Annotated in this window: 12 protein-coding genes; 9 read left to right on the plus strand and 3 right to left on the minus strand. The window is 35.2% G+C overall.

Annotated features, from left to right (window positions below; genetic code table 11):
- Positions 1 to 137 precede the first annotated feature (137 nt).
- The 4 genes from B0I22_RS14395 (at position 138) to B0I22_RS14410 (ending at position 4506) form a co-directional block, all read left to right on the plus strand.
- Complete coding sequence (locus B0I22_RS14395) at positions 138 to 665, plus strand: DUF1697 domain-containing protein (protein ID WP_133946026.1); 528 nt, start codon at positions 138 to 140, stop codon at positions 663 to 665.
- A gap of 130 nt (positions 666 to 795) precedes the next feature.
- Positions 796 to 1605: a 3-deoxy-8-phosphooctulonate synthase gene (gene kdsA, locus B0I22_RS14400; RefSeq protein ID WP_133946028.1), complete on the plus strand. Its 810-nt coding sequence runs from the start codon at positions 796 to 798 to the stop codon at positions 1603 to 1605.
- 458 nt (positions 1606 to 2063) lie between these two features.
- Positions 2064 to 4244 carry a TonB-dependent receptor plug domain-containing protein gene (locus B0I22_RS14405; RefSeq protein ID WP_246022257.1) on the plus strand — a complete coding sequence of 727 codons (2181 nt, stop codon included), beginning with the start codon at positions 2064 to 2066 and terminating at the stop codon, positions 4242 to 4244.
- A gap of 13 nt (positions 4245 to 4257) precedes the next feature.
- Positions 4258 to 4506: a hypothetical protein gene (locus tag B0I22_RS14410; RefSeq protein WP_133946030.1), complete on the plus strand. Its 249-nt coding sequence runs from the start codon at positions 4258 to 4260 to the stop codon at positions 4504 to 4506.
- Between the two features lie 146 nt (positions 4507 to 4652).
- Here the strand turns inward: B0I22_RS14410 and B0I22_RS14415 are convergent, their stop codons facing one another.
- The 3 genes from B0I22_RS14415 to B0I22_RS14425 form a co-directional block, all read right to left on the minus strand.
- The gene (locus B0I22_RS14415; RefSeq protein ID WP_133946031.1) at positions 4653 to 5369 is read right to left on the minus strand and encodes a C40 family peptidase; all 717 of its coding nucleotides are present in this window, start codon (positions 5367 to 5369) and stop codon (positions 4653 to 4655) included.
- Positions 5370 to 5399: 30 nt separating this feature from the next.
- Positions 5400 to 6047 (minus strand): O-methyltransferase, encoded by a 648-nt coding sequence (locus B0I22_RS14420; RefSeq protein WP_133946033.1) that lies wholly within the window; start codon positions 6045 to 6047, stop codon positions 5400 to 5402.
- Between the two features lie 256 nt (positions 6048 to 6303).
- Positions 6304 to 7140, minus strand: a complete 837-nt coding sequence (locus B0I22_RS14425) for an OmpA/MotB family protein (protein WP_133946035.1) — start codon at positions 7138 to 7140, stop codon at positions 6304 to 6306.
- Positions 7141 to 7293: 153 nt separating this feature from the next.
- Between B0I22_RS14425 and tilS the strand changes: the two genes are divergently transcribed.
- From tilS to B0I22_RS14450, 5 genes are all read left to right on the plus strand, one after another.
- Positions 7294 to 8586, plus strand: coding sequence for a tRNA lysidine(34) synthetase TilS (gene tilS, locus B0I22_RS14430; RefSeq protein ID WP_133946037.1), 1293 nt, complete (start codon positions 7294 to 7296; stop codon positions 8584 to 8586).
- A 9-nt stretch (positions 8587 to 8595) separates the two neighbouring features.
- Entirely contained in the window at positions 8596 to 10665 is a 2070-nt protein-coding gene (locus tag B0I22_RS14435; RefSeq protein ID WP_133946039.1) for a protein-disulfide reductase DsbD family protein, read from the plus strand.
- A gap of 310 nt (positions 10666 to 10975) precedes the next feature.
- Positions 10976 to 11410, plus strand: a complete 435-nt coding sequence (locus B0I22_RS14440; RefSeq protein WP_133946041.1) for a GNAT family N-acetyltransferase — start codon at positions 10976 to 10978, stop codon at positions 11408 to 11410.
- Between the two features lie 127 nt (positions 11411 to 11537).
- The gene (locus B0I22_RS14445) at positions 11538 to 12056 is read left to right on the plus strand and encodes an ExbD/TolR family protein (protein WP_133946043.1); all 519 of its coding nucleotides are present in this window, start codon (positions 11538 to 11540) and stop codon (positions 12054 to 12056) included.
- Between the two features lie 99 nt (positions 12057 to 12155).
- Positions 12156 to 12653: a hypothetical protein gene (locus tag B0I22_RS14450; protein WP_133946045.1), complete on the plus strand. Its 498-nt coding sequence runs from the start codon at positions 12156 to 12158 to the stop codon at positions 12651 to 12653.
- The last annotated feature ends 2 nt before the right edge of the window (positions 12654 to 12655 follow it).

Genomic DNA, 12655 nt, shown 5'->3' on the forward strand with positions numbered 1-12655 from the left:
AGCGACCTGTTAATTCTATTTTTGTTTTATCGGACGGCAATAAGTAGTTGACTAATAGAATATATTTAAAAAACTCTTTGCAAACTTTACGTCCAATATTCAACAATTAGAATTAATTTTACCATCAACCATCAACTATGAAAAACTTCTGTGCCTTTCTCCGAGGTGTCAATGTCAAAGGAACCAATATGAAAATGGCAGACGTTTGCAAAATTTTTTCCGATGTCGGAATGCAAAATGTTTCTTCAGTTTTGGCGAGTGGAAATATCTTGTTTCAGTCAGACAAAGATTTATTTGATTTGAAGGAGATTTTAGAAAAAGCAATGTCAGAGCATTTTAATTATGACGCTTTTCTCTTCATCAAAAACGAAAAAGAAATCAATGATATTTTCAAAAACAATCCATTTCCAGCGATAGATAATTTCCACAACCACATCTTTATCGGAAGCGAAAAAGTAGAAGAAACTTTGCTTGAAGAATTCGAAAAAGCTACAAAAGAAGACGACGAAAAAGCAAAAATCATCAACAATGTTTTCTATTGGCAAGTTCCAAAAGGACAAACGCTCAACTCAACTTTCGGAAAAATCCTCGGCAAAAAAAGCCTGAAAGATAAAATGACATCCAGAAATATTAATACTTTTGAGAAAATCATTAAGAAATTTTGATAACACAGAAGTCTGTTAAAGTTAAAACTTCTGGCTCCTTCAGAGTGATTTCTTGTAAAATCCGTATATTTGTATTCAAATTTTAGATAAAAAGAAAGTCTAAAATCTCACATCTAATATCTTTAAATAAATGATACAATATCTGGATAAAATCCATCACAAAGATTCCAAAAATTTTTTCTTGATTGCTGGACCTTGCGCTATCGAGGACGAAACAATGGCTTTGCAAATTGCCGAAAAGATTGTAAAACTTTCAGATAAGTACAGTATTCCATACATCTTCAAAGGAAGTTTCCGAAAAGCAAACAGAAGTCGCGTAGATTCCTTCACCGGAATTGGTGACGAGAAAGCGTTGAAAATTCTAAGAAAAGTTGGAGAGACTTTCAATGTTCCGACAACTACTGATATTCACGAAAACGAACACGCTACAATGGCTGCAGAATATGTAGATGTTTTACAAATCCCGGCTTTTTTGGTTAGACAAACCGATTTGTTAATCGCTGCGGCAGAAACTGGAAAAGCTGTTAGTTTGAAAAAAGGACAGTTCCTTTCTCCAGAAGCAATGAAATTTGCGGTTCAAAAAGTGAGAGATTCTGGGAATGATAAAACGGCGATTATCGAAAGAGGAAACACATTTGGCTATAGCGACCTTGTTGTAGATTTCCGTGGAATTCCAACAATGAGAGAATATTCGCCCGTGATTTTGGACGTGACGCATTCACTTCAACAACCAAATCAAAACTCCGGTGTGACAGGCGGAAGACCAGAATTGATAGAAACTATCGCCAAAGCAGGAATTGCAGTTGGTGCAGATGGATTGTTTATAGAAACTCATCCTGACCCTTCTGTTGCAAAATCGGACGGCGCCAATATGCTGAAACTCGATTTGCTGGACGATTTGCTCGGGAAACTGACAAGAATAAGAGAAGCAATTTTATAAAATTAAAAGTCCGATATTTTCGGACTTTTTTTGGTTTATTGAGAACTAATTCGGAATGTTCACTTAATATTTCTTAATTCATCAACAAATATTCTGAAACAAATCAATTTTCTGTATAACAATTACAAATATTCTTTCGTTCTTTAGATTAATTGTTATTTTTGCTGATACAAGCAATTTTTTTAAAATCAAAAACCAAAGCTTTGAAAAACTATATTCTTTTAATCCTTTTCTTTTTGCCAGTTTTGGCATTTTCTCAAATTAATATCAAAGTTCTTGACGAAGATGGAAAAGCAGTTTCCGAAGCGCAAGTGTTTTACAACAACCAAACGTATCAAACCGATAAAAATGGAAATGTACGCGTTCCACTTTCGGATTCTGAACAAACTTTGAATGTTCAAAAAGAAAACTTCAAAGGTTTTTCCAAAGTCATCAAAACGACACCTAAAACTCAGAATGTGAACGTTCTTTTCCTTTCGAGTGTGAAAGAAAATGAAATTCAGGAAGTTGTATTTCAGAAGAAAGCAAGATTCAAAACCAACGATATTACTTCTATAGAAATTTCCGCAAAAGAAGCAAAAGAAGTGGCTTCATTAGCTGGAGGTGTAGAGGGACTTTTGAAAAGTTTACCTTCTGTAAACTCCAATGCAGAATTGAGTTCACAATATATGGTAAGAGGTGGAAGTTATGATGAGAATTTGATTTACATCAATGATATCGAGCTTTACAGACCGTTTTTGGTTCGTAATTCTTTGCAGGAAGGGATGAGTATTGTGAATCCGGATATGGTTTCTACAATCAACTTTTCTCCTGGTGGATTTGAACCGAGATATGGCGATAAAATGTCTTCAGCACTTAATATCTATTACAGACAACCAGAAAAATTCGAAGTTTCCGGAGAAGCAAGTTTGATTGGCGGAAGATTGACAACGGGTTTCGCTTCTAAAGATAAAAAGTTTACAGGATTGATTTCTGGGCGTTACAGAAACACAAATCTTGTTTTGAATACTTTGAATGAAGATACAGATTTCAACCCAAGATATATGGATTTGCAGTCTTATCTTAATTATCAATTTAATGAAAAATGGTCTTTGTCATTCTTAGGTTATTACGCAAAGAACGATTATCAGATGTTTCCGAAGCAAAAAGAAGTTGATTTCGGAAGTGTTTTGCAACCAATGAGATTGACGGTTTTCTACAACGGACAAGAAGATGACCAATACAAAAATATGATGGGAACGGTGAGTGTGAACTTCAAGCCAAGCAAAAAGTGGCAGTTTTCATTGGATAATTTTGCGTACCAAAACAGAGAGAGAGAATATTACTCCATCGCATCGGGCTACATTTTGGAAGCTTTTGACGAGGACGGAAATCCGACAGCTGGCTACGATGCTGGCGGACAAATAGACCACGCAAGAAACGACTTGTTAGTTCGTGTGGCTGGTTCGCAATTTAGAACCAAATTTTCTCCAGATGTGAATACTGATTTTGAATTTGGTGTTAAATATGAAAGAGAAAGCATTAAAGATTTCACCAATGAGTGGCAGTTTGTAGATTCCATCGGTTACAGCAATCCGAGAGATTTTGTGATTCCGGGAAATCTAGACACATCGGCAATGAATCTTAATTTCCATATTGCAGGACAAAACGATATTAATACGACCAGAGTTTCTGCTTATGCTCAGTTTTCTAAAAAATTCTATTGGGGAACAAACCGAATCTTCGTGAATGGAGGTGCGAGAATCCAGAACTGGAGTTTCAACAAAGAAACGATTTTCAGCCCAAGAGCACAGTTTGCTATCAAGCCAAATTGGGATATGGATATGTTGTTCAGATTGGCTGGAGGTGTTTATTATCAGGCGCCATTTTATAAGGAAATCAAGGATTTGACAGGCGCTTTCAATCCGGATATTACCGCTCAGAAGTCTTATCAAATTATTCTAGCCAACGATTACGAATTCCAGTTTAAAGAAAGGAAATTCAAACTCACAACTGAAGCTTATTACAAAAAAATGGAAAATCTGATTCCGTATTATATGGACAATGTGCGAGTTAGATACTCCGGTAAAAATAATTCCGAAGGTTATGCTTATGGTTTGGATGCGAGATTGTTTGGAGAGTTTGTACCAGGCATCGATTCTTACATTTCTGCGAGTTACGCCAGAGTTTATGAGAATATCGAAGGAATGGGCTACATCCCGAGACCGACTGACCAGCGTTTCAGATTTGCGATGTTCTATCAGGATTATATGCCAAAATTCCCAAGTATGCGCGTGAACTTGACCTTGACTTACGCCAGTGGATTACCATCGGGAACGCCTGTGATGTTTGATGGAAATGGCGTTCCAGATTATTTGGCCGCTTACCGTTACCAAAAAACTTTGCCAGCTTACAAACGTGTTGATATTGGTTTGACGAAAGTTTTCATCGACCAAAAAGACAACAAAGCGAGCGGAAATTTCTGGGGCAAATTCAAGGAATTGACTTTGGGAGTTCAGATTTTCAACGCATTTAATATCAATAACACCATTGCGAACCAATGGATTAGTGATATTAATGCTTCGCCATCATTGTACTATCCTGTGCCAGTGAGATTGACGGGAAGATTCTTCAACGTGAAGTTGGAATTCAAACTATAAAAATTAGATTAAAATGAAACCGAAAAATCCATCAGAATTTACTGACGAACAACTGTTGAGAACTGTAAAATTGGCGAAAGGAACTTTGATTTCATTTTCCGTAATTTTTGTTTTGATGTTGTGCACTTGTCTTTACATCACGGTTACAAAAGGATTTGGAGTGTTCACGATTTTGCCGTTAACTTTTTTTCCAATTCTGATTACCAATATCATTACTTACAGAAAAACACAGGACGAAGCGAAAAAACGAAATTTAATTTAATAGATTTTTCTTCTATAAAAACAAAGAAAGCTTCCAAATTTTTGGAAGCTTTTTGCTATATTTAATAAAGATGCGAAGCATCGAAATGTTGGTAGAAAAAAATACGAAACTCGAGAATAAAAAGGTGCGAAGCACCGACATCTTGGTTAAAAATAAGACCTAATAAATCTCAATTTGTGCGTGTGCTTATTTTGGTCTTTATTGAAAATACCAGATGAATCCAAACTGTCAATTCTCACTTTTCCGTGAGCGTGGATGATTTTTTGGTCTGCCAAGATTATCCCAACGTGATGGATTCTGCCATCTTTACTTTCAAAGAAAGCCAAGTCGCCTGGTTTTGCTTCCTCAATGAAAGTCAAAGCATCTCCGATTTCCGCTTGTTGATACGTATCTCTCGGGATTTTGATACCGTGAATTTTATAAATAATCTGCGTAAAACCACTGCAATCGATTCCGAAAAAGCTTTTTCCACCCCACAAGTAAGGAACATTTAGAAATTCTTTCGCACAATTCACAATACTTTCACTAAGATCTCTGCCACGAGTTGGCGCAGTAGTTTCAAAAGTCACTTCCGACCCCATTGATAAAAGCACTTTTCCACTTTCCGTCATCGTGGATTGGAAAGGTTCTTTCACAAAGTTTGTTTTTCTGGATGCCAAAAATTCATCAGAAACGGGCGAGATTTGTTTTGTGTCCATCCACGCTTCGTAGTTGTCGTAATGTGTTTTGATTTTGGTCCAATTGTCTTTCACTTCGATAATATCAGCAGATTCGCCGTAAAGAAGTTGAGAAATAATCTCGCTTTTATCAGAATTTTCAGCTCTTAGAGGAGCGATGGAAACATTGCAAATGCCTTTATTCATTTCAATCAATTATGAATTTAAAAATACGAATTATTTCTTTCTAATCAAGTGTAATCCGTCTCGCAAAGGTAAGATTAGATTTTCGAAATCCGAATCTTCGGCTACGATTTTGTTCACCAATTTGATTTGTTCTGTCTGTTTGTCTTTTGGGTCGTTTTCAAGGACTTTGCCGTACCAGAGAACGTTGTCGATGAGAATGATACTTCCAGAACGAAGGTTTGGTTTGATGAGTTTCAAATATTCCAGATAGCTTTCTTTGTCGGCATCTATGAAAATCAAATCCCAAACTTTATCCAGTTTTTTGATTTCTTCTTTTGCATCGCCAATGATGAATTCTATTTGGTCTTTGTAATCACTTTCCGCAAAATACTTTTTTGGAATGTAGGCCAAATCTTCATTTTTATCAATCGTGTAGATTTTCCCATCTTTTGGTAATCCTTCTGCCATACTCAAAGAAGCGTAACCTGTAAAAGTCCCAATTTCCAAAACATTTTTTGGTTGAACAATATGCGACAAAATACTCAACAATCTGCCTTGCAAATAACCAGAAATCATATGCGGTTGTGTCGTCTTTTGATAAGTTTCTTTTCTTAATTTTTTGAGAATGGCTGGTTCTTCGGAAGCTGTTTCTTCCAAGTAGCGGTCCATTTCTTTGTCTAATTCTTCGAAATAACTCATTTGATATTCGGAGTTTGATGTTTAAATTTCAAAGTTAATGTAATTTGAAATGATAAACCAATGTTGATTGGATAACAAATCTGCAACCCGACTTGAACGGAGCTCATTTTTTGTGGCTGGAAAGCAAAGCAAAAAAATAGCGGGAGTGGAAGGCGGATAAGTTGCCCAAAATACAAGCACAAAAAAACCTCGCCATTTCTGACAAGGTTTAATTATGAACTTTCGAATGAATCAATTATCATTCATCGTTTATCATTTATTTCTTCACTGGAGCGATGTCCATCAGTTTCATAAACTCATCCAATTTTGGCATAATGATGATTTCCGTTCTACGGTTTTCGCCACGTCCGGAAACTGATGCGTTGGTAGTTTTAGGATTGAATTCGCCTCTACCTCCAGCAGTGATTCTGTTAGGATTCACACCAAATTGGTTTTGTAAAACTTTCGCTACAGAAGTCGCTCTAAGCGCAGAAAGTTCCCAGTTGTCTCTTGGAGAATTGTTACTATTCAACGGCGAGTTATCTGTGTTACCCTCGATTAATACGCTGTAAGTGTCATAATCGTTGATGACTTTCGCAACTTTCGCTAAAACATCTGCTGCTGCCGGCTGGATGTCATATTTTCCAACTTGATAAAGCATTTTGTCTGATAATGAGATCAATACAACACCTTTCAGAACTTTCACATCCACATCTTGGTCTGCAACGTTGTCAAGAGAACGTTTTAGTTTGTTGGATAAAGCCAAATTCAAACTGTCGTTTTTGCTTTTTCCGGAAATCAATTGTTTGATGTAAGCATTGGAAGCGTTGATTTCGCCTACCAATTTATCAATATTGGCAGAACCTTTTCCTGCGTTGGAAAGACAAGCGTCCAAGCTGGATTTAAGCGCGTTGTTTTGTCCAACTAGCAAATCGTTTTGACCTTTGAGAGAGGCGTTTTCACCTTTCAAATCCTGGATTTGACGCATTCTTTCGCCTGCATCTTCGATACATTGTTTGTAATTCAGATTCAGTGCGTCGAATTGTTTTTTGCTGACACAAGAAGCGAGGGAAAGTCCCACGGCTGTAATGGTCAAGATTTTAAATAATCTCATAATAAATATTTATTTGTTTATAATAGTTTAATTAAAATTGCTCTGAGCTGAGTGACACAAACGCAATTCGCTTTTATCAGGTTAGTTCGATTCAAAAGTAAGAATTAATAACTGTATATTTGTGCTTATAACTTAATGTTTCGTTATAAAATTGTGTTAAGTCTCTTAAAATTTCAAAACGTTCTTGAGCAATTACAACCTCAGTCGCAACAAAAAACATACCTTTTAGCGGTAAGTGGAGGCGTGGACTCTATGGTTTTGGCTGATTTGTTTCAGGTTTCGGGTTTGAAATTCCAAATCGCGCACATCAATTATCATCTTCGTAATGATGATTCTAACCTCGATCAGAAGCTGGTTTCCGACTTTTGCGAACGTTACAAAATTCCTTTTCACTTGTATGAAGTTTCGGCGAAGGATAAAAAACCGGAAAATTCAATTCAAAATTGGGCACGAGAATTACGTTATCAGTTTTTTCGAAAAATCCAAAAGGAACAAAATCTCGAATATCTTGTCACTGCGCATCATTTGAATGATCAGTTGGAAACTTTCATTATTAATCTTTCGAAAGCTTCTGGAATAAAAGGTTTAAGTGGAATTCCAGCGAATGAAAATAAAATAATTCGTCCGCTTCTCAACTTTTCTAAGGATGAGATTTATGAGTTTGCGGAAGAAAATAAGGTTGAATTTCGGGAAGACAAATCCAATCAAAAAACCGATTATTTAAGGAATAAAGTTCGACATAATGTTGTTCCAGAATTAGAAAAAATTAATGAGAATTTCCTTCAGAATTTTTCAAAAAGTATGGAGATTCTGAATCAAACTAAAGATGTTCTGAATGATTTGATTAATGAAAAAATAACTGGTTTTAAAACTAATGTTGAAACTGGACAAACAATCATTGATAAAGATAAATTTTCAAAGGAATCAGATCTAATCCGTTTTGAGATTTTAAAACGGTTTGGTTTTAGTGATGAAAAGGAAATGCAAAAGATCTTCACTGCGCAAACGGGAAGTTTATTTTTTAACTCTGAATTTCAATTAGTAATCAATAGAAATGAGTTGATTTTTGAGAAGAAGTTAGAAGTTAGAAATGAGAATTTAGAAGAAATTTTGCTAGAAATTATTGATAAAGAAATTCTAATTCCGGAAAATATTAAAAGCGAAATCCAGGAATTCGGAAACTGTTTTTGGAAAATCGATAAACAAAAAGTTCAATTGCCTCTCAAATTGAGAAAAAAACGAGAAGGCGATGTGTTTTTTCCTATCGGAATGATTGGTAAAAAGAAAATTTCCAAATTTTTTAAGGATGAAAAATTGTCTATTTTAGCCAAGCAAAAAATCTGGCTTCTTTGTGATGCTAATGAACAGATTATCGGAGTTTTACCTTTTCGGCAAGATGGAAGGTTTAATTCAGATGATTCTAAATCCTTCGAAGTAAAAATTTAAAATTAAGAAATGAAAGACTTAAAATTAGTGTTATCCACACTTTTTATATTTATAATCAGCATCTTCAACGCACAAATCAAAAATCCTGTCAAATTCAAATTTGATGTGGTTTCTGTTGGGAATGATCAATACGAAGCGGTTCTGACTGGAACGATTGAAGATAAATGGCATATCTATTCTCAAGATTTACCACCAGATTCTGGGATTCCAACGGAATTTAAAATTACTTCAAAGCAGGGAATTCAACTCATTGGAAAAGTTCAAGAGATTGGTAAAAAACACGATGAGTTTTCGGAAGCTTTCGGAGCGCAGATTGTTTATTATTCGGATAAAGTGGTTTTCAAGCAGAAATTCAAGCCGAAAGATGCTTCGAAACCAGCAACAATTACGGCGGAGATAATGTATCAAACTTGTAACGACCGCGTTTGTCTTGCTCCAAATACTTTGGAATTTGAAAAACAAATCGAAGGAAGTAAAACGGCTGTTGTTCCCGAAAAAAATGTTGAAAAATCAAAAGATACCCTTTACGAAGTTACATCTCGTGGAAAAGTTGGAACGATTTTGAAACCGATAAATATTGAACAAACACCAGTTGCAAAACAAGATGGTCTTAAGATCAATTCTCTTGACTTCAAAAATCCATTAACAGATTGTGGAACTGTTGCACAGAAACCAAACGATGATAATTGGTTGGTTCTCGGATTAGGATTCTTAGGCGGATTGATTGCATTGCTCACGCCGTGCGTATTTCCGATGATTCCATTGACGGTTTCATTCTTCACCAAAGGGAACAAAGACAAGGCAAAAGGAAAACGAGATGCATTTATTTATGGGTTTTTCATTCTCTTGATCTTTGTTTTGTTGAGTATTCCTTTTCATATTATTGATGGAATTTCGGGGAATATTTTCAATCAAATTTCAACCAATATTTGGCTGAATTTATTCTTCTTCGCGATATTCTTGTTTTTTGCATTAAGCTTTTTTGGCTATTACGAAATCACCTTGCCGAGCTGGATTGCGAACAAATCTTCCAAAGCCGAAGAAGCTGGCGGAATGATTGGAATCTTCTTTATGGCTTTGACTTTGGTCATCGTTTCGTTCTCTTGTACAGGTCCTATTTTGGGAAGTTTACTCGGTGGCGTAGTTGCAGGCGCTACGAATGTTCCAACGCTTTTGACATTCGCTTTAGGTGGTTTCGGATTGGCTTGGGCATTGGTTTTCGGATTGCTGGCGTTGTTTCCACAAGCGCTTCAAAGTTTACCAAAATCGGGCGGTTGGATGAATACTGTGAAAGTCGTTCTTGGTTTCATCGAGTTGGCTTTGGCTCTAAAATTCCTTTCAAAAGCGGATTTGGTTTCCAAAACATTCTTGCTGAAAAGAGAATTATTCATTGTCCTTTGGATTATCATTGCGATTGGATTAGTCGTTTATTTGTTCGGGAAAATCAGATTTCCGCACGATGATAAAAAACCAAAAATTAGTTTAGGAAGAAGAATTCTGGGCGTGTTCGGAATTGTGTTTGTGGCGTATTTGATTCAAGGATTGATTCCATCAGAGAAACCAAAACTGCAAATGCTAAGCGGGATTTTGCCTCCACTAAATGTCAGTTATTTCCACGACGAAAAAGATGGAATTCTCGGCTTGAAACCATATCACAATTACTTCGAAGCGATAGAAGTGGCGAAGAAAGAAAACAAACCTGTGTTGATAGATTTCACTGGTTACGGTTGCGAAAACTGTAGAAAAATGGAAGAATTCGTTTGGAGTCAAGATGATATTTTGCCGATTCTTCAAAACGATTTGATTATCGCATCGGTTTATGTAGATGACAAAGAAGAATTGCCAGAAAATGAGCAAATCAAAATTGATATGGGTGAAGGTCAAATGAAAAAAATCAAAACAATTGGTGACAAATGGAGTTTGTTCCAGCAAGTTAATTTTAATAACAATTCCCAGCCACATTATGTTTTGGTGACGCCAGATCAGAAAGTGATCAATATTCCGGTTTCTGGTTATATGCCAAAAGAGGATTTCAAGAAGTTTCTGAAATGCGGGATTGATTTTTATAAGAATAAATAATTTTTAAAACCATAAAAGTCACAAAAGAATTATTTAATACTTGAAATTTAAAATTAGAACCTGTTTAAAAAATAGTAAAACCACATAGACACATAGAAAAGTGTAAAATTCAAGCTTAAAAAGATAGAATAGAATTAAAACACAATGCTATTTTGCCCTAAATCTACATTGAAACTATGTGCCTATGTGGTTGATAAAACTTTTCAATGTAAATTTAAACAGGCTCTAAGAACAAATAAGTATTATTTGTTCTAGAAAATTTTTCAATAAAACTATTGTGACTTTTGTGGTTGATTACTACAAATTTATTATGAATTTCAGAGAAGCTAATATTAATGACATTCCACAAATGCAAATTGTTCGCAATTCTGTAAACGAAAATCAATTGTCCAATCCTGATTTGGTGAAAAATCAAGATTACGAAATTTATTTAACAGACAACGGAAAAGGTTGGGTCTGCGAAATTGAAAACGAAATTGTCGGATTTGCCATCGTAGATTTGGTTGAAAATAATATTTGGGCTTTGTTTCTAAAACCAGAATTTGAAAATCAAGGTATTGGAAAACAATTGCATAATCTTATGTTGAATTGGTATTTCCAACAAACAAAAACCGCAGTTTGGCTAGGAACTTCGCCAAGTACAAGAGCGGAAAAATTCTACAGATTGTCCGGCTGGAAAGAAATCGGAATGCACGGAAAAGAAATCAAATTTGAAATGACATTTGAGCAATGGCATAATTTGTAATTCGGTAAATAATGATTTTATAATTAAATTAAAAATAAGGTACAAAATTTGTATTCAAAAATCCATAATGATGACAAATCGTTATGGATTTTCTATTTTTTAATATCAATCAATAAAATTTAAAGCTATGGCCGAAATTCAAATCAAAGAGCAAGTGAACGGAAAGAAAACTACGATTAAAAAAGGCATTCACGTCGATATGACGCCAATGGTGGATTTGGGATTTTTACTAATTACATTCTTTATGTTTACCACCAATTTCTCAAAACCAAATGTCATCAACTTTTCCAATCCTCCGAAGAATACTGGATTACCAACAGAAATCGATTACAGAAACCAAATCACTTTCATTCTTGGAAAAGAAGGCAAAGTTTTCTATTATCAATCTGATAAAAAAGATTTGAATGGTAAGAGTTTGAAGGAAGTTTCTTTTGATAAATTTCAAGTGGCAAAAACCATAGAATCTGCGAAAGCCAATGCACCGAGAAAAGAAATTTTCACCGTGATTGTAAAACCTGCAGACGATTCTAAATATAAAACATTGGTGGATATGCTGGACGAATTGACGCTCACAAAATCTGAACGTTACGGCATTTCGGAAATGAATGATAAGGAAAAAGAATTGTACGAAAACAAAATTCAATAACGCTCAACTTTGTCAAAGTTCAGAACTCTGACAAAGTTTTTTCATTAAGAGTGTCTCGAGGACGCTCTTTTTTATTTATTTTAGAGGAAAATTTAGCCAATGAAAAACTTTTTCCCAATTCTCATTTTACTGTCAGTCATCTCTTGCAAAAAAACCGAAGAGACCAATGTTTCAAAAGTTGATAGCTCAAAAATCATCGATTCCATCAATGTTGCGAGAACCAAAATCAACGATAGTATTCTCAGTAGCCGAGCTTTCAAAAATCTTGAAGGAACACACAGTTTGACCCACGATCAACTCTCTGGAACTGGAAAAATTACTTTTAAGAAAACTGGACAAGATGAATATCAAGTTTCCGGAAAACAAGTAAAAGGCAAAGATTTTTTGTTAATCGATGGAACGGCGAGAATGACTTCTTCGAAAAATCTTAAATTTGATGGAAGCATCAAGCAAAGCATTTCGGAGTATGACAATGGAAAATTGGATGTGCGAAATGGAAAAAGAAATTTTTCTACAAAAGATGGAGGCAAAACTTTCAAGCTTCACGAATCTGTGAATAACGCTGGATTTTCTGACAAAATCATCATTAAAATGTAACT

Source organism: Epilithonimonas xixisoli, from assembly GCF_004365655.1.
In the GTDB taxonomy this organism is placed as follows: Bacteria; Bacteroidota; Bacteroidia; order Flavobacteriales; family Weeksellaceae; genus Epilithonimonas; species Epilithonimonas xixisoli.

What these genes read in the sequence shown, in the direction of transcription:
- kdsA (WP_133946028.1), top strand. Translation starts at nt 796, where the DNA reads ATGATACAATATCTGGATAAAATCCATCACAAAGATTCCAAAAATTTT.
- B0I22_RS14440 (WP_133946041.1), top strand. Translation starts at nt 10,976, where the DNA reads ATGAATTTCAGAGAAGCTAATATTAATGACATTCCACAAATGCAAATT.
- B0I22_RS14435 (WP_133946039.1), top strand. Translation starts at nt 8,596, where the DNA reads ATGAAAGACTTAAAATTAGTGTTATCCACACTTTTTATATTTATAATC.
- B0I22_RS14395 (WP_133946026.1), top strand. Translation starts at nt 138, where the DNA reads ATGAAAAACTTCTGTGCCTTTCTCCGAGGTGTCAATGTCAAAGGAACC.
- B0I22_RS14410 (WP_133946030.1), top strand. Translation starts at nt 4,258, where the DNA reads ATGAAACCGAAAAATCCATCAGAATTTACTGACGAACAACTGTTGAGA.
- B0I22_RS14420 (WP_133946033.1), bottom strand. Translation starts at nt 6,047, where the DNA reads ATGAGTTATTTCGAAGAATTAGACAAAGAAATGGACCGCTACTTGGAA.
- B0I22_RS14425 (WP_133946035.1), bottom strand. Translation starts at nt 7,140, where the DNA reads ATGAGATTATTTAAAATCTTGACCATTACAGCCGTGGGACTTTCCCTC.
- B0I22_RS14415 (WP_133946031.1), bottom strand. Translation starts at nt 5,369, where the DNA reads ATGAATAAAGGCATTTGCAATGTTTCCATCGCTCCTCTAAGAGCTGAA.
- B0I22_RS14445 (WP_133946043.1), top strand. Translation starts at nt 11,538, where the DNA reads ATGGCCGAAATTCAAATCAAAGAGCAAGTGAACGGAAAGAAAACTACG.
- B0I22_RS14450 (WP_133946045.1), top strand. Translation starts at nt 12,156, where the DNA reads ATGAAAAACTTTTTCCCAATTCTCATTTTACTGTCAGTCATCTCTTGC.